We start from the raw sequence: 16,517 nt of genomic DNA, 5'->3' as shown, positions 1-16,517 counted from the left end.
AAGTCTCTGCGCGCCCAGCCGCGATCATCCCTCGCCCAGAATCTCGCGCAGCCTGACCAACGCCGGCATAGCGGCAGCGATGGCTTGTTGCTGGGTTGCGTCCAGCTCGCGAAGGGCCGTGTTCATCAACGCTGACGCTGCGTTGTCGTACCTGGCTAGCAGTTGGCGAGCACGCTCGGTGAGATGAACCTCTGCGATTCGCGCATCATCGGTCCGACGCCGCAGCTCGACCAGATCGTCACGGCGCATTGAGTTGAGCAGGTTGCTGATGGTCGGACGGGCAAGTTGCAAGAGGTTCGCCACGGCGCTGGTGGTGATCCCCGGTGCGCCCGCCGCCGTACGCAAGACCTCGATCTGATTCTCGGGCAAGTCCGGCAATCCCTCGGCGCCACGCGTTGCCCGCGACATGGCACGGCGCAACGGCCCGATCTCGCGGGCCAGGTCGGCGGCGACCTGTTCGATTCGTTCCGACATATACGTTCCTATCAAACACTGTTCTTGTTAAACTCTTCTCGTGAACACGCCCGCTGCCACCCACCGAAACCTCGGCGATCCTGGCAAAGGTCTACCAGGACACCGCTTCCTCTACACCTACGCCAACGGCTGGATCTACGAGATGTATGTCAAGAACTCGACGACGATCGACTATCGCATCCACACCGGCCACGTCGGCGGGCGATGGGTCCGCGACCAGCACGTCGACCTCGTCGAGATCGCCCCGCAGGTGTACAAGCTTTCGTGGACCGAGCCCACCGGCACCTGCGTGGTGGTCAACGTGATGCCGACAGACCGGCGACTGCACGGAACCATTTTCTTCCCCGAATGGATCCGCCAGGACGGCGCCAAGACGGTGCTGTACCAGAACGAACATCTGGACCGGATGCAGCAATACCGCGACCAAGGGCCCACATATCCCATCTATGTGGTGCCCGAGTTCGCCGAGATACAACTGTACGAATACATCGGCGAGAACGACGACACTATTATTTCAGTCGCACCATCGAAGCTGCCCGCGACATTCCTCGAGAAACGCAATTAATGGGCGCCAACACGGCCCAAGCTCGCAGCGAAGACGCATCGGCCAGCCGACGTAGCCCCCTGCTGCTTCTGCATGGGGTGACAAATTCGGCACGAATCTGGGAGACCGTTGCGCCACTTCTGGCCGACGAATTTGATCTCATCATCCCGACGGCAGCTGGACATCGGGGCGGCCCACCAGCCCATCGAAACACCACGATTAGCCACCTTGTCGATGACGCAGAACGCCTGCTCGATGCATGCGACTTGAATACTGTCCACGTCGCCGGCAATTCGATGGGCGGCTTCATCGCTATCGAATTGGCCCGCCGCGGCCGCGCACTCAGTGTGTGCGCTCTCTCGCCGGCCGGCTTCTGGACACCCGGCGAGCCCGACTACAACCGGGCCACACGTACCATCCGGCGCGCACGCACTCGCGCCAAGCGCTATGGGACGCCGGCAAGGCTGGCGATGAGATCGCCCATCCTCAGACGGTTGATCCTGCGCGACGCAGCAGAACATGCCGAACGACTCGCGACTGAATCGGCGCTCGGCATCGTGGCGGATCTCATCGAATGCACCGCAGCCGAAACACTCCTGATGACCAGTGAGTCCATCGCCCCGCTCGATCCCCTACCGTGCCCGATCACGTTGGCCTGGTCGGGTCAAGACCGGATCTTCCCGCCCTCGATCAACGGTCTCATCGCGCGAACCCGGTTACCCGGCGCCCACTACCTGGAACTCAAGGGCGTCGGCCATGTACCCATGATCGACGAGCCGCAGCGCTGCTCCGATGTCATCCGCGCGACCGCCCGGGGTGAACCAATCGCCGGCCAGGCACGTCGGTGACACCGCCCGGCCTGGAATTCTTCGCCACCTTCTCGGTGCAAGTAGGCACCCATCTCGAGATCGGCACCACCCTGGAAGGCCACCGCAGAATCGTCCCGATCACCGGAGGTACGGTCCGCGGACCACGCATTTCGGGCAACATCCTCCCCGGCGGGGCCGATTTCCAAGTCGCACAGGCTCCAGACCTTGTTCTGCTCGAAGCCAATTACGCCGTCCAACTCGACGATGGCGATCGCATCTATGTCACCAATCGCGGTGTCCGTAGCGGCCTGTCGAGCGACATGACGGCCGTCGCCGAAGGGCAGCCGGTCGACCCGAGGCGACTGTACTTTCGGTGCACACCGCAGGTGCACGCCACCAGCAGCACCTGGGCATGGCTGGACCGCAGCATTTTCGTCGCTACCGGCGAGCGCCACCCCGACCACGTCCAACTGAAAGTGTTCCGCCTCACCTGAGCCCGAGCGATCCTCAACTAGCGCGCGACTATTGACGCAATGACTGCAATGTCGTATCAATGAGACATGACGACCACGATGTCTCATCCGAAGTTTGAACTCTGCAACGCCGACACCTGGCCCAACCCCTGGCCGATGTACGCCGCGCTGCGCGACCACGACCCGGTCCACCACGTGATCCCGGAGAACGCGCCCAACCAGGACTACTACGTGCTGTCCCGGCACGCCGACATCTGGGCGGCCGCCGCCGACCACGAGACCTTCTCCTCGGCGCAAGGCCTGACCGTCAACTACGGCGAGCTGGAGATGATCGGCTTGGCCGACAACCCGCCGATGGTGATGCAGGATCCGCCGGTACACACCGAGTTTCGCAAGCTGGTGGCCCGTGGCTTCATGCCGCGGCAGGTGGAGTTGCTCGAGCCCAAGGTGCGCGAATTCGTCATCGAGCGCCTCGAGCGGCTGCAGGCCAACGGCGGCAAGGGGGATATCGTCGCCGAGCTGTTCAAGCCTCTGCCCTCGATGGTGGTCGCGCACTACCTGGGTGTACCCGAGGAAGACCGCAGCCAGTTCGACCGCTGGACCGAGGCGGTCGTCGCGGCCACCGTCAGCGAAGACGGCGTCGCCTCGGCCGGTGACGCGATCGGCGAAATGATGGCCTACTTCAGCGGGCTCATCGAACGCCGCCGCACCGACCCGCAGGACGACACGGTCTCGCATCTGGTGGCAGCCGGAGTGGGCGCCGACGGTGACATCAAGGGGCTGCTGTCGGTGCTGGCGTTCACCTTCACCATGGTGACCGGCGGCAACGACACGACGACCGGAATGCTCGGCGGCTCGGTGCAACTGCTGCAGCGAAACCCCGATCAGCGCCAGCTGCTGGTGGACAAGCCCGAACTGATCCGCGACGCCGTCGAGGAGTTGCTGCGGCTGACCTCCCCCGTGCAGGGCCTGGCCCGCACCACCACCCGCGATGTCACCATCGGCGACACCACAATTCCGGCGGACCGCAAAGTGCTGCTGCTCTACGGCTCGGGCAACCGCGACGAACGCCAGTTCGGGCCGGACGCTGCCGAGCTCAACGTGCAACGCAAGCCGCACCAGATCCTCGCCTTCAGCTACGGCGCCCACCACTGCATCGGCAACCAGGCGGCGAAGATGCAGGCCCGCGTGGCGCTGGAAGAGCTGCTGGCCCGCTGCCCGAACTACACGATCGACGAATCCGGGATCGTCTGGGCCGGCGGCAGTTACGTGCGACGCCCGCTGTCGGTGCCCTTCACCGTCGGATCATGATGGCCGGGCGGGCCTGGCTGTCCGATCAGCGCGGTGAGCTGGCCGCCGAGAAGATTCTCGATGCGGCCGAGAAGCTGTTCGCGCAGCAGGACCCGGGTTCGGTGGGCATGACTGAGATTGCCCGCGCCGCAGGCTGCTCGCGTGCCACGCTGTATCGCTACTTCGAGAGCCGCGACGCACTGCACACCGCCTACGTGCACCGGTGGGCCAATGCGCTTTATCTCGAGCTGACCCGACGGCTGGCCGGCATCGACGATCCGGCGGATCGGCTGGTCGCCGGGATCACCGAATCGCTGGCACTGGTGCGCGGCAATCCGGCGCTGGTGTCATGGTTCGCCGAGACCGGACCACCGATCGGTGCCGCGATGGCCGCGCAGTCCGATGTCATCACCGTGATGGTCGCGTCGTTTTTGTCCGCATTGGACACCGATGACAACGACGCGATTCAGCAACGCGCCCGATGGGTGGTGCGGGTGGTGACGTCGATGCTGAGCTTCCCGGGGCGCGACGCCGACGACGAGCGGGAAATGCTGACGCAGTTCGTGGTGCCGGTAGTGGTCTCGCCGGGGCGACTTAACTCCGCACCCGGGTGAGCCGGTGCAGCAGCCAGGACACCGGCACGGTGACCAGCATGGTGACCACGAACAGCGCCAGCATCGAGCCGGTGTAGACCGGGGTGTGCAGCACCTCCACCATCACCACCTCCATCAGCACTAGGTGAACCAGGAAGATCTCGTAGGAGATCTCCCCCAGCCACACCATCGGCCGGCTCGCCAGTAGCCGCGCGTACCAACCGCGATTGCCCAACGCCAGCGGCGCCACCATCAGCGCGGCGATCACGGCGTAGAACCCGGCCTTGACCAGCGCCTCGGACAGTTTCGCCGGCGAAGTGGTGGGCTCCCCGGCGATCGGTGTCGAAGCGATCAGATAGCAGATGAGCGCCAACGGAATTGCCACGAAGCCGTAGCAGCGCACGCCCATCGCCTGCAGCACCGTGAGCATCATCCCGGCGATGAACCAGGCCAGATAACCCGGAAGCCACAGTCGGGCGCCGTCGGGCAGGAAGTCGGTCGTGTGTACGAGCGTCAACCAGGCCGGCGTGATCGCCGCAGCCGCAACCAACCCGGCCAGCAGCAGACCCGGCCGCCACTGCCGGCGGCACAGCCAGACCAATGTCGCATAGGCCAGCAGGGGAAGCACCACATAGAAGGCGACTTCGACTGCGAGGCTCCACATCTGGGTGAGTCCCTGGTGCAGATAGCCGAACATGTAGTTGTCGGTGTAGATCTGGGTCAGCGTCAGATTTCGCAGCAACCCGATCCAGTTGTGGCCGGGGTTCGGGCCGGCGGTGCGGTAGTGGTAGATCACATAGGCCAGCAGCACCGTGACGACATAGGCGGGCATGATGCGTCGCACCCGGTGCCAGGCGTAACGGCGCACCGACGGGTCCGGCCGTCCTAATGCGGTAGCCCGCACCCACGGCTGAAACAGCAGAAAACCGGAGAGCACGAAGAAGATCGGCACCCCGATCTCCATCCGGGAGCCCAGCAACCCCGCGTAGCCGTGGGTGTACTTGCCGGTGGTGTAGGCCGCATGGGTTCCGACCACCAGGATCGCGGCGACCGCACGCACACCGGTCAGCGACGCGACCCGATCCACTCCGGCGACCTGCTCGAGCCCGCCCTGGGCGACCTCGTCGCGCGGCAAGGTCATTCGGTCCGTTTCCGGAACCCACCTTCGCCGCGACGATCGGGTTTGCCGGACGGCCGTTCACGGCGCAGATTGATCAGCTGGCCCTGAATTCGGGTCTGTTCCAACGCCTTGAGGGTCTTGCCGGCGAGTTTGGCCGGCAGCTCTACCAGTGAGTGGTCCACCTTGATGCTGATGTTGCCGAAATCGCTGCGGTGCAAGCCACCTTCGTTGGCCAGCGCCCCTACGATCGCCCCGGGGTTGACCTTGTGCCGCTTGCCGACCGCAATCCGGTAGGTAGCGAAGCCGTCCTTCGGCGGGCCCTTGCGGTCGCCTCTGCGGTCGTCGCGGCCGCCGTCACGATCCGGCTTGGCGCGGTCACGTCGTTTGTCCGGCGGCGGTTCCACCATCAGGAACGCCTCGCCGTCGCGAGACTGCAGCGCAAGCGCGGCGGCAATGTCGGCCATCGGCACGTTGTGCTCGCGGCTGTAGTCCTCGACCAGGCGGCGGAACAACTCAATGCCCGACGCACTGAGGTGGTTGGTGATCGCGTCGGCGAACTTGGCGACCCGCTGAGCATTGACGTCCTCGACGCTGGGCAGCTCAGCCTCGACCAGTTTCTGCCGAGTCACCTTCTCGATCAACCGGAGCAGGTGGCGTTCCCGCGGGTTGACGAACAGCAGCGCGGTTCCCGAGCGCCCGGCTCGGCCGGTGCGCCCGATCCGGTGCACATAGGCCTCGGGGTCGTTGGGAATGTCGTAGTTGACGACGTGGGAGATCCGTTCCACGTCCAGTCCGCGGGCGGCGACATCGGTGGCGACCAGGATGTCGATGTTGCCGTTCTTCAGTGCGGTGATGGTCCGTTCCCGCTGCGCCTGCGCGATGTCACCGTTGATCGCCGCGGCGGAAAACCCTCGGGCGCGCAGCTTTTCGGCGACCTCTTCGGTGGCCTGCTTGGTGCGGACGAAGACGATCATCGCTTCGAAGGGTTCGACTTCGAGCACCCGGGTCAGGGCGTCCATCTTGCGTGGCCCGGCGACCTCGATGTAGCGCTGGGTGATGTTCTCCGCCGTGGTGGTTTTCGCCTTGACGGTGACTTCGACCGGGTCGTGCAGGTAGCGGCTGGTGATGCGGCGAATCGCCGAGGGCATGGTCGCCGAGAACAGGGCCACCTGCTTGTACTCGGGGGTGTCGGCCAGGATGCGCTCGACATCCTCGGCGAATCCCATCTGCAGCATCTCGTCGGCCTCGTCGAGCACCAGGTAATCCAGGTGCGACAAGTCCAGGCTGCCGCGTTCCAGGTGATCGATGACCCGGCCCGGAGTGCCGACCACGACCTGCGCGCCACGCTTCAGACCGGACAGCTGCACGGTGTAGGACGCGCCGCCGTAGATCGGCAGCACGTTGATCCGGGGCAGATGCGCACCGTAGCGGCCGAATGCCTCGGCGACCTGCAGCGCCAACTCGCGGGTGGGCGCGAGCACCAGCGCCTGGGTCGCTTTGCTGGTGGTGTCGATGCGCGACAGGATCGGAATCGCGAACGCCGCGGTCTTGCCGGTCCCGGTCTGGGCCAGCCCGACCACGTCGGAACCCTCCAGCAGGGCTGGAATGGTGGCGGCCTGAATCGCCGAGGGCGTCTCGTAGCCCACCTCGGCGACGGCCTTCAGCACCGAGGGGTGGATCTGCAGGTCGGCGAAAGTTGGGGTGGGTGGGTCCGACAGGGACCCAGTGGTGTCCGGGAACGGCTCAGCGGGGGTATCAGGCGAGGTCATAGCGCTTAGCAGTCTACGGGCAAAGCGGCCCGCCCACTGCCACTGTTGCTCGCCCGGCGGCGGGCGACCGACATCGGTGCTCGGCCGCGCCTCCCCGGGCCGGCCGCCGGGCGCGGTACGGTGCCCGATGTGCCGAGTGCCGTCAAATCCTCAGTACTGATCGCCGCACTGGCCGCAGCTCTGCTGGCCGGTTGCGGTTCGGGCGACTCCACCGTCGCCAAGACCCCGGAGAACACCAGCCCGGCCGCCGCACCGCCGGAGGCGCCGCCCGCCACCACCGGGCCTGCCACGTCGAACAGCCCCGCCCCCGCCGACCCGTGCGCAATCAACCTGGCCGCGCCGGCGATCGCCAAGGCCGTCTCCGAGCTGCCTCACGATCCGCGCAGTAAGCAGCCGTGGAGCCCGGAGCCGCTGGCCGGCAACTACAACGCCTGTGCAGACATCTCGGCGGTGATCGTCAAGGCCAACACCAACGCCGAACACCCCAGTACGCGTGCGGTGCTGTTTCACCGCGGCGAATTCCTTCCCCAAGCGGTGCCGGACACCTATGGGTTCAGCGGAATCGACGTGGCGCAGTCCACCGGCGACACGGTGGCGCTGCGAAACGCCAGCGGCATACCGGGGTTGGCCGGGATCGTGAAATTCCACTGGAACGGCAATGGGGTGGACATCGTCGGCAACACCACCCGGTAACCGGTCACGCCTTTAGAACCAACTGTCGCGCTGCGAGTGCCGCCCGAAGGCATCGGTGTCGTCAGGGTCCTCGCGATAGTGCCGATTTCGGCGGGTCGGACTGTTGCCGGTGATCCCGAATTTGGCCAGCACGTCGGGCACCGCAGCCCCGTTGGTGAGCGGACGCAGGCGGTGTTCCGCATCGACGTCAAAACCGTTGTGGTGCAGTGCTACCGGCTCGGGCTCCGCAATCACCGCCGACACCGGCGGAATCTCGACAGTCAGCGGTTCGGTGGCAGGGTCCTGCACACGTCGGGCCTGAGGAGCCCTCGGCGCGACAACCGGGATCGGGTCAGTGCGCTCGTCGGCCTCAGGTTCGGCCTGCAGGGCGTGGAAGCGTCGGGACACGCTGACGCGTTCAGGGGCTCTGGCGTTACCGGGGTCCTCATCGAGGTCGTCGAATTGATCGAAGTCGTCGAAGTCACCGAAATCGTCGGCATCGGCGCCGCGGTCGCTCCGGCTGGTCCTCCGGCGGTCCGGGTCGATGACATAGCCGACCATGAACAGCGCGGCCACCACACCGAACAGCGCCACAAATGCGGGCAACAGCGTCGCCTCCGACATCGCCGCCGCGAACGGCTCGTGCAGGAACTCGGGCAGTTGCAGGACCGCAGAAACATGCTCGTGTTGCGGACCACCCGGCATCGGCGGCAGGTCGGCGGCGATCCTCGACGTCATGAAAGCGGCCATACCCGCGCTGCCCAACACCGCCCCGACCTGGCGCGTCGCGTTGTAGACCCCGGACCCGGCACCGGCCAGGTGCGGCGGAAGGTTGCGGGTGGCGGTGGCCGCCAGCGGCGACCAGATGAACGCCATGCCGACCCCGATGACCGCAAACGGCAGCACCAGCCGCCAGATGGGGGTCACCGGTGTCATCTCGATGGACAGCCAGGTGAGCCCGATCGCCAGTACCGAGAAGCCGAATCCGACCACCGCCCGGGGATGAGCGCGGTCGACGATCTTTCCCACAATCGGTGCCAGCACTCCGCTGGCGATCGCCATCGGGGCGGTCAGCAGCGCGGAACGGGTGGGTGACATCTGGCACACCGCCTGCGCGTAGAACATCACCGGCAGCACCATCCCGGTGACCGCGAAGCCGATGACGGCCACACCGACGTTGGCCAGCCCGAAGTCGAGGTCGCGGAAGATGTGCAGCGGGACCAACGGCTCGCCGTCGGTGACGGCCTGCCAGTAGACGAAAACCGCCATGCAGCAGATACCGCCGAAGATCTGCGCCCAGATCCACGGCGCCCACCCCTGCGACTCACCTTCCTGCAGGGCGAAGACCAGCAGGAACATTCCGACCCCCGACAGCGCCACGCCGAGGATGTCGAAGCGGTGGCGGTGCACCGGCAGGTCGGGGACCAGCACGATGGCCAGGACCAGTCCGATGGCCCCGATGGGGACGTTGACGAAGAAGATCCACTCCCAGCCCAGCCGGTCGACCAGCACGCCGCCGGCCAGCGGCCCGATCAACGTGGCAACCCCGGCGGTCGCGCCCCACACGCTCATGGCCGCGCCGCGCCGATGCGGAGGGAACGTGCGGGTGATCACCGACAGGGTTTGCGGGGTCAACAGAGCGGCGCCGACGCCTTGGACTGCTCGGGCGGCGATCAGCATCTCGATGCCCCCGGCCAGACCGCACCACAGCGACGCCGCGGTGAACACCGCCAGCCCGATCAGGTACAGGTTCTTGGGCCCGAACTGGTCTCCGAGACGACCAGCGACCAGCAGCGGTACCGCGTAGCCCAGCAGGTAGGCACTGGTAACCCAGATCACCGTGTCGTAGCCGATGTCGAGCGCCGACATGATGCTCGGATTGGCGACGGCCACGATCGTGGAATCCACCAGGATCACGAAGAAGCCGAGCATCATCGCCCACAGGGCGTTCCACGGGTTGACCGGATCAGCCGAGCGCGCCGCACCGGAACGCGCGATATCCGCGCGTTCCGGGTCGTCATATGTGCTGCTCAAGCGCCGCCCTCCCGTCGCTGCGCTGTGCTGTTCGGGGCATTAACCCACCTCACTGCGACGCTACGGACAGATGATGCCGGGAACAACTCGGATCGCCGTGGTGCTGTTCGCTACGGGGCGACGCCGGCATCCGTTGAAACGGGTAAACAACAAGCAGCGCGTTAGCCTGAACACCACCGAGTCCAAACGGGAGGCAGCCATGGGCATCTTTCGACGGCGACGGCCGGCGCAGGCCCCGGCGCCGACCTTCGACGAAGAGAAGCCCACCATGCCGGCCCGGGTGCTCGCGCGGGTCATCGAGCGCAGCGAGCGGGTGCAGGGACCGGCGGTACGGGCCTATGTGGAACGCCTACGACGAACTGATCCCGATGCCGACCCGGCCCAGGTGATAGCAAAGCTGGAGAAGCGTTTCCTGGCGGCTGCGACGGCCAGCGGCGCTGCGGTGGGCGCCACTGCGGCGGTGCCGGCGATCGGCACCTTGATGGCACTGTCGGCGGTAGCCGGGGAGACCGCGGTCTTTCTGGAGGCCACCGCGTTCTTCGTGTTGTCCGTCGCGGAGGTACACGGCATTCCGGTGGACAACCGGGATCGGCGCCGCGCGCTGGTGCTGGCGGTGTTGGTGGGCGATCAGGGCAAGGGCGCGCTCGCCGACCTGCTCGGCCCGGGCCGCACCAGCGGCGCGTGGCTCGCCGAAGGTTCCGCGGGTGTCGCCGCGCTGCCGCTTCCGGCGGTCAAGGAGTTGAACTCGCGGTTGCTGCGGTACTTCGTCAAGCGCTTCACCCTGCGACGCGGGGCGCTGGCGTTCGGCAAGCTGTTGCCGGTGGGTCTGGGAGCGGTGATCGGCGCGATCGGGAACCGGCTGATGGGCAAGAAGATCATCGGCAATGCCCGCAAGGCGTTCGGCCCACCTGCCCGCCGCTGGCCGGTGAATTTGCACCTGGTGCCGGCCCTGCACGACGGTGATGCCCACTCCGCATAGCTGTCGGCGGGATCGGTGCCGGCGGACAATCGGCCGCGAGCCTGGCGGAATATCTCCGAGGGGCTAGCCTTTGTAAGGCAGGCGGGCGCGGGCGCAAGTGCCACGCCGAACGACCAGGAATCGAGGCGAGAAGCTGTCGTGAGCGGTATCAGTTCACCCTTCGGTCAGAACGAGTGGCTAGTCGAGGAGATGTACCGCAAATTCCGCGAGGATCCCTCCTCGGTGGATCCGAGCTGGCACGAGTTCCTGGCCGACTACTCCCCCGACGCGCAACGCGGTGACGGTGCGGCCGCGCCGGCGGTGACCCGCCCCGCCCCCGCCGCGCAACCGGCTCCCCCGGCGCCCGCAGCACCCGCCCCGGCGGCACCGGCCGCTGCTGCCCCGGCTCCCGCCGCCAAGCCGGCCCCGGCCGCCGCTAAGCCGGCCCCGGCCGCCAAGCCCGCCGCCTCGCAAGCACCCGCGCCGCTCGCCGACGATGAGCTGCAGGTGTTGCGTGGGGCCGCCGCGGCCGTGGTCAAAAACATGTCCACCTCCCTGGAGGTGCCGACGGCCACCAGCGTGCGCGCCGTGCCGGCCAAGCTGATGATCGACAACCGCGTGGTCATCAACAACCAGCTCAAGCGCACCCGCGGCGGCAAGATCTCCTTCACCCACCTGCTGGGTTACGCGATCGTGCAGGCGGTCAAGCAGTTCCCCAACATGAACCGGCACTTCGCCGAGGTCGACGGCAAGCCGAACGCCGTCACACCGGCCCACACCAACTTGGGGCTAGCCATCGACCTGCAGGGCGCCGGCGGCAAGCGCTCCCTGGTGGTGGCTGCCATCAAGGGCTCGGAATCGCTGCGCTTCGCGCAGTTCGTCGACGCCTACGAAGACATCGTGCGTCGGGCCCGCGACGGCAAGCTCACCGCCGAGGACTTCGCCGGGGTGACGATCTCGCTGACCAACCCCGGCACCATCGGCACGGTGCACTCGGTGCCGCGACTGATGGCCGGCCAGGGCGCGATCATCGGCGTCGGCGCGATGGAGTACCCCGCCGAATTCCAGGGCGCCAGCGAGGCCCGCATCGCCGAACTCGGAGTGGGCAAGGTCATCACCCTGACCTCGACCTATGACCACCGCATCATCCAGGGCGCGGAATCGGGCGACTTCCTGCGCACCGTGCACGAGATGCTGCTCTCGGACGCGTTCTGGGACGAGATCTTCTTCGAACTGTCCATCCCCTACGAGCCGATTCGGTGGCGCACCGACAACTCGGACTCGATCGTCGACAAGAACGCCCGCGTCGTCGAGCTGATCGCGGCGTACCGCAACCGCGGGCACCTGATGGCCGACATCGACCCGCTGCGCCTGGACAACACCCGCTTCCGCAGCCACCCCGACCTCGATGTGCAGAGCCACGGCCTGACGCTGTGGGACCTGGACCGGGAATTCAAGGTCGAGGGCCTGCCCGGCGGCGACATCCGCAAGCTGCGCGAGATCCTGTCGGTGCTGCGCGACGCCTACTGCCGCCACGTCGGCGTGGAGTACACCCACATCCTCGAGCCCGAGCAGCAGCAGTGGCTGCAGGAGCGCATCGAGGTCAAGCACGTCAAACCCACTGTGGCGCAGCAGAAGTACATTCTGAGCAAGCTCAATGCCGCCGAGGCGTTCGAAAGCTTCCTGCAGACCAAGTACGTCGGCCAGAAGCGGTTCTCCCTGGAGGGCGCCGAGACCGTCATCCCGATGATGGACGCGGCCATCGACCAGTGCGCCGAGCATGGCCTCGACGAGGTTGTCATCGGAATGCCGCACCGCGGCCGGCTCAACGTGTTGGCCAACATCGTGGGCAAGCCCTACTCGCAGATCTTCACCGAGTTCGAGGGCAACCTCAACCCTGCTGAGGCGCACGGATCCGGCGACGTCAAGTACCACCTGGGCGCCACCGGCGTGTACCTGCAGATGTTCGGCGACAACGACATTCAGGTGTCACTGACCGCCAACCCGTCACACCTGGAGGCCGTCGACCCGGTGTTGGAGGGACTGGTCCGGTCCCGCCAGGACCTGCTGGGCCGGGGCGCGCTGGGCACCGACGAAGACCCGCCATTCTCGGTGGTGCCGATGATGCTGCACGGCGACGCCGCCTTCGCCGGCCAGGGCGTGGTCGCCGAAACGCTGAACATGGCGCTGCTGCCCGGCTACCGGGTCGGCGGCACCATCCACATCGTGGTCAACAACCAGATCGGTTTCACCACAGCGCCGGACTACTCGCGTTCCAGCGAGTACTGCACCGACGTGGCCAAGATGATCGGCGCACCGATCTTCCACGTCAACGGCGACGACCCGGAAGCGTGCGACTGGGTGGCCCGACTGGCGGTGGACTTCCGGCAGAAGTTCCAGAAGGACGTCATCATCGACATGCTGTGCTACCGCCGCCGCGGGCACAACGAGGGCGACGACCCGTCGATGACCAACCCGTACATGTACGACGTGATCGGCACCAAGAACAGCGTCCGCAAGAGCTACACCGAGGACCTGATCGGCCGCGGCGACATCTCGATGAAAGAGGCCGAGGACGCACTGCGCGACTACCACGGCCAGCTGGAGCGGGTGTTCAACGAGATCCGCGAACTAGAGAAGCATGCCGCGCTGCCCAGTGAGTCGGTCGAGTCCGAGCAGCAGGTGCCGCGCGGCCTGAACACCGCCGTCGACAAGGCAATGCTGGCCCGCATCGGCGACGCGTTCATGGCGATCCCTGAGGGCTTCACCGTGCATCCGCGGGTGCTGCCGGTGCTGGAGCGGCGCCGGGAGATGGCGTACGAGGGCAAGGTCGACTGGGCGTTCGCCGAACTGCTGGCATTGGGCTCGCTGGTCGCCGAAGGCAAGCTGATCCGGCTGTCCGGACAGGACACCCGCCGAGGCACCTTCTCGCAGCGCCACTCGATCATCATCGACCAGGCCAACGGCGCGGAGTTCAGCCCGTTGCAGCTGCTGGCCACCAACGCCGACGGAACCCCCAGCGGCGGCAAGTTCCTGGTCTACGACTCACCGCTGTCCGAATACGCCGCCGTCGGTTTCGAGTACGGCTACACCGTCGGCAACCCCGACGCCCTGGTGTTGTGGGAGGCGCAGTTCGGCGACTTCGTCAACGGCGCCCAGTCGATCATCGACGAGTTCATCAGCTCCGGTGAGGCCAAGTGGGGCCAGCTGTCCAACGTGGTGCTGCTGCTGCCGCACGGCCATGAGGGCCAGGGCCCGGACCACACCTCCGGGCGTATCGAGCGCTTCCTGCAGCTGTGGGCGGAGGGCTCGATGACGATCGCGATGCCGTCGACCCCGTCGAACTACTTCCACCTGCTGCGTAGGCATGCCCTCGACGGGATCCAGCGGCCGCTGATCGTGTTCACGCCGAAGTCGATGCTGCGCAACAAGGCCGCGATCAGCGACGTCAAGGACTTCACCGACGTCAAGTTCCGCTCGGTGCTCGAAGAACCCACCTACGAGGACGGCGTGGGCGACCGCAGCAAGGTCACCCGGGTGCTGCTGACCAGCGGCAAGATCTACTACGAACTGGCCGCGCGGAAGACCAAGGACGGCCGCGACGACATCGCGATCGTGCGGATCGAACAGCTGGCCCCGCTGCCCAAGCGCCGCCTCGCCGCAACCCTGGACCGCTACCCGAATGCAAGGGAGTTCTTCTGGGTGCAGGAGGAGCCGGCCAACCAGGGCGCGTGGCCGCGGTTCGGTCTGGAACTGCCGGAGCTGTTGCCGGAGAAGCTGACCGGGGTCAAGCGGATCTCGCGGCGGGCGATGTCGGCGCCGTCATCGGGTTCGTCGAAGGTGCACGCGGTCGAGCAGCAGGAGATCATCGACTCGGCGTTCGGCTGAGGCACGAAGCCGAACGCCGGGGAGACATAGGCAGCGACTCGGCGTTCGGCTGAGGCACGAAGCCGGCGCGCCGAGTGTGCGTTTTGGTAACCCACACGGCGGTGATACCTACCAAACCGCACACTCGCCGGGGCGCTGAATCCGGTACCGCCGGTACCGGATAAGCTCGGTGTTCCACCAACCGTTGGGGAGAGCACATGCAGGGATTCGCCGGGAAAGTCGCCGTCGTCACCGGTGCCGGCTCAGGCATCGGTCAAGCGCTGGCCATCGAGCTGGCCCGCTCCGGAGCGCAGCTGGCGATCAGTGACGTCGACACCGAGGGGCTCGCCCAGACCGAGCGGCGTCTGACCGAGCTGGGGGTGCGGGTCAAGGCCGACCGCCTCGACGTCACCGAGCGCGAAGCGTTCCTCGCCTACGCCGAAGAGGTCAAAGAGCACTTCGGCAAGGTCAACCAGATCTACAACAACGCCGGCATCGCGTTCAGCGGCGACGTCGAGATCAGCTCGTTCAAGGACATCGAACGGGTGATGGACGTCGACTTCTGGGGTGTGGTCAACGGCACCAAGGCCTTCTTGCCGCACCTGATCGAATCCGGCGACGGCCACGTCATCAACATCTCCAGTTTGTTCGGACTGCTGTCCGTACCCGGCCAGGCCGCCTACAACGCGGCGAAGTTCGCGGTCCGCGGCTTCACCGAGGCGTTGAACCAGGAGATGGCCATCGCCAAGCACCCGGTCAAGGTCACCACGGTGCACCCGGGCGGCATCAAGACCGCTATTGCCCGCAACGCCACCGTCGCCGAAGGGCTGGACGCCGCGAGCATGGCCGAGTTCTTCGACCGGCGGCTGGCCTCTACCACTGCCGAAGAGGCGGCCCGAGTGATCCTCAACGGCGTCAGCAAAAACCGGGCCCGCGTGCTCATCGGAAACGACGCGCGGGTTTTGGACCTGCTCGTGCGCATCCTGGGCTCGCGATACCAACGCCTGTTCTCGTTCGCCATGCCCAAATTCCGGCCCAGCTAGGGGGTCCTGCCCCTAGCGCCCCAGCGGGTGCTCGTCCAAGAAAGCGTCCACGACAACCTGTGGGTCGGCGCCGTCGCCCACCTGTCGGCGCATGTCGATCAGTGCATCGGTGTCGAGCACGCCGGCCACCTGATTGACCGCCAACAGTTGGGCCTCGGTCAACTCATTTCGGCGATACAGCGGCACCACATTCTCGGCGCGCACCAGTGCGGGGCGCGCATCGGTGAGCAGCACGGTCCCTTGCGGTACGTCAGGGTCGGCAGTACTGGACCACGCCGCGGTGATCTGGCGGGCCTTCAGCGCAGCGAACAGCGCCGCGTCATCAGGGAATTCGCGTAACTTCGGCAGCCGGCAACGGCCCACCACAGTCGGCGCCAGCGCTCCCGCGACAGCGCCGACCGTCAAGCCGGTGCAATGTTTGACGAGCGCGGGCAGGTCGGTGCCGCCCCACGCGGTCGCGGTCGCCTTCGTCACGGCCAATGTGGGCTTGTCCTCGGCGGTCATGGCGTAGTCACCGACCGCGAGACCCTCCGGCAGCGCGCCGGCCAGCGCCCAGTAGACGCCCCGATCGGAGCGGGCTGCGGAATCGCGCGCGAACGTCGCCAAGAAGCGGCCGGTGAAACCGGGGACGACGGTCAACTCCCCCGCATCCAACCCGGCTACCGGATCGGCGACGACCTCAAGCCGCACCGCGGCACCGGTACCGCGCAGCGCGCTCGCATACAGATGGCCCAGGACCTGCGACTGCGGATCCGACGACATTCCCACAGTCAGCGGCGGCCCCGGGTGGGCACTACAACCGGCGATCAGCGCAGCCGCACATCCGAACGCCAGGCGGCGCAGGTGATGTCCTAGCGGCCTGGGCACCGTG

General features: G+C 66.7%; 14 protein-coding genes. 9 read left to right on the top strand and 5 right to left on the bottom strand.

Translation table 11 applies throughout. The annotated features are described in order from the left end of the window. Positions 1–24: 24 nt before the first annotated feature. Complete coding sequence (locus RCP37_RS06250) at positions 25–474, bottom strand: MarR family winged helix-turn-helix transcriptional regulator (protein WP_308486077.1); 450 nt, start codon at positions 472–474, stop codon at positions 25–27. Positions 475–514: 40 nt separating this feature from the next. Here RCP37_RS06250 and RCP37_RS06245 point away from each other — a divergent pair, with 40 nt between their 5' ends. The 5 genes from RCP37_RS06245 (at position 515) to RCP37_RS06225 (ending at position 4,204) form a co-directional block, all read left to right on the top strand. Then, positions 515–1,039, top strand: coding sequence for a phenolic acid decarboxylase (locus tag RCP37_RS06245; protein ID WP_308486076.1), 525 nt, complete (start codon positions 515–517; stop codon positions 1,037–1,039). After that, positions 1,039–1,866, top strand: coding sequence for an alpha/beta fold hydrolase (locus RCP37_RS06240; protein WP_308486075.1), 828 nt, complete (start codon positions 1,039–1,041; stop codon positions 1,864–1,866). Before RCP37_RS06245 ends, RCP37_RS06240 begins: the two co-directional genes overlap by 1 nt. After that, positions 1,863–2,321 (top strand): DUF3237 domain-containing protein, encoded by a 459-nt coding sequence (locus RCP37_RS06235; protein WP_308486074.1) that lies wholly within the window; start codon positions 1,863–1,865, stop codon positions 2,319–2,321. Before RCP37_RS06240 ends, RCP37_RS06235 begins: the two co-directional genes overlap by 4 nt. Positions 2,322–2,387: 66 nt before the next feature. Beyond that, positions 2,388–3,611, top strand: a complete 1,224-nt coding sequence (locus RCP37_RS06230; protein ID WP_308486073.1) for a cytochrome P450 — start codon at positions 2,388–2,390, stop codon at positions 3,609–3,611. After that, positions 3,611–4,204: a TetR/AcrR family transcriptional regulator gene (locus RCP37_RS06225; RefSeq protein WP_308486965.1), complete on the top strand. Its 594-nt coding sequence runs from the start codon at positions 3,611–3,613 to the stop codon at positions 4,202–4,204. Before RCP37_RS06230 ends, RCP37_RS06225 begins: the two co-directional genes overlap by 1 nt. On the opposite strand, the gene RCP37_RS06220 is transcribed toward RCP37_RS06225, so the two are convergent. Both RCP37_RS06220 and RCP37_RS06215 read right to left on the bottom strand, forming a co-directional pair. Then, positions 4,185–5,324, bottom strand: coding sequence for an acyltransferase family protein (locus RCP37_RS06220; protein WP_308486072.1), 1,140 nt, complete (start codon positions 5,322–5,324; stop codon positions 4,185–4,187). The genes RCP37_RS06225 and RCP37_RS06220 overlap by 20 nt on opposite strands. Next, the gene (locus RCP37_RS06215; RefSeq protein ID WP_308486071.1) at positions 5,321–7,072 is read right to left on the bottom strand and encodes a DEAD/DEAH box helicase; all 1,752 of its coding nucleotides are present in this window, start codon (positions 7,070–7,072) and stop codon (positions 5,321–5,323) included. Before RCP37_RS06215 ends, RCP37_RS06220 begins: the two co-directional genes overlap by 4 nt. Before the next feature lie 120 nt (positions 7,073–7,192). Between RCP37_RS06215 and RCP37_RS06210 the strand changes: the two genes are divergently transcribed. Beyond that, on the top strand, positions 7,193–7,765 hold the full coding sequence (locus tag RCP37_RS06210) for an LppP/LprE family lipoprotein (RefSeq protein WP_308486964.1): 573 nt from the start codon (positions 7,193–7,195) through the stop codon (positions 7,763–7,765). A 12-nt stretch (positions 7,766–7,777) separates the two neighbouring features. On the opposite strand, the gene RCP37_RS06205 is transcribed toward RCP37_RS06210, so the two are convergent. Continuing rightward, positions 7,778–9,679, bottom strand: coding sequence for an MFS transporter (locus RCP37_RS06205; protein WP_308486963.1), 1,902 nt, complete (start codon positions 9,677–9,679; stop codon positions 7,778–7,780). A gap of 298 nt (positions 9,680–9,977) precedes the next feature. Between RCP37_RS06205 and RCP37_RS06200 the strand changes: the two genes are divergently transcribed. The 3 genes from RCP37_RS06200 (at position 9,978) to RCP37_RS06190 (ending at position 15,646) form a co-directional block, all read left to right on the top strand. Beyond that, positions 9,978–10,757 carry a hypothetical protein gene (locus RCP37_RS06200; protein WP_308486070.1) on the top strand — a complete coding sequence of 260 codons (780 nt, stop codon included), beginning with the start codon at positions 9,978–9,980 and terminating at the stop codon, positions 10,755–10,757. Between the two features lie 138 nt (positions 10,758–10,895). Continuing rightward, positions 10,896–14,624, top strand: a complete 3,729-nt coding sequence (locus tag RCP37_RS06195; RefSeq protein ID WP_308486069.1) for a multifunctional oxoglutarate decarboxylase/oxoglutarate dehydrogenase thiamine pyrophosphate-binding subunit/dihydrolipoyllysine-residue succinyltransferase subunit — start codon at positions 10,896–10,898, stop codon at positions 14,622–14,624. Between the two features lie 197 nt (positions 14,625–14,821). Next, complete coding sequence (locus tag RCP37_RS06190) at positions 14,822–15,646, top strand: SDR family NAD(P)-dependent oxidoreductase (protein WP_308486068.1); 825 nt, start codon at positions 14,822–14,824, stop codon at positions 15,644–15,646. A 12-nt stretch (positions 15,647–15,658) separates the two neighbouring features. On the opposite strand, the gene RCP37_RS06185 is transcribed toward RCP37_RS06190, so the two are convergent. Beyond that, positions 15,659–16,513, bottom strand: coding sequence for a glycine betaine ABC transporter substrate-binding protein (locus RCP37_RS06185; protein ID WP_373693115.1), 855 nt, complete (start codon positions 16,511–16,513; stop codon positions 15,659–15,661). Between the last annotated feature and the right edge of the window lie 4 nt (positions 16,514–16,517).

Source organism: Mycolicibacter sp. MU0102, from assembly GCF_963378105.1.
In the GTDB taxonomy this organism is placed as follows: Bacteria; Actinomycetota; Actinomycetes; order Mycobacteriales; family Mycobacteriaceae; genus Mycobacterium; species Mycobacterium holstebronense.
The sequence above is the reverse complement of the archived record's forward strand: the minus strand, read 5'-3'. Positions and strand labels throughout refer to the sequence as shown.

Coding starts and splice junctions, on each gene's coding strand:
- RCP37_RS06250 (WP_308486077.1), bottom strand. CDS start 474: ATGTCGGAACGAATCGAACAGGTCGCCGCCGACCTGGCCCGCGAGATC.
- RCP37_RS06240 (WP_308486075.1), top strand. CDS start 1,039: ATGGGCGCCAACACGGCCCAAGCTCGCAGCGAAGACGCATCGGCCAGC.
- RCP37_RS06230 (WP_308486073.1), top strand. CDS start 2,388: ATGACGACCACGATGTCTCATCCGAAGTTTGAACTCTGCAACGCCGAC.
- RCP37_RS06225 (WP_308486965.1), top strand. CDS start 3,611: ATGGCCGGGCGGGCCTGGCTGTCCGATCAGCGCGGTGAGCTGGCCGCC.
- RCP37_RS06220 (WP_308486072.1), bottom strand. CDS start 5,324: ATGACCTTGCCGCGCGACGAGGTCGCCCAGGGCGGGCTCGAGCAGGTC.
- RCP37_RS06215 (WP_308486071.1), bottom strand. CDS start 7,072: ATGACCTCGCCTGATACCCCCGCTGAGCCGTTCCCGGACACCACTGGG.
- RCP37_RS06205 (WP_308486963.1), bottom strand. CDS start 9,679: ATGATGCTCGGCTTCTTCGTGATCCTGGTGGATTCCACGATCGTGGCC.
- RCP37_RS06200 (WP_308486070.1), top strand. CDS start 9,978: ATGGGCATCTTTCGACGGCGACGGCCGGCGCAGGCCCCGGCGCCGACC.
- RCP37_RS06190 (WP_308486068.1), top strand. CDS start 14,822: ATGCAGGGATTCGCCGGGAAAGTCGCCGTCGTCACCGGTGCCGGCTCA.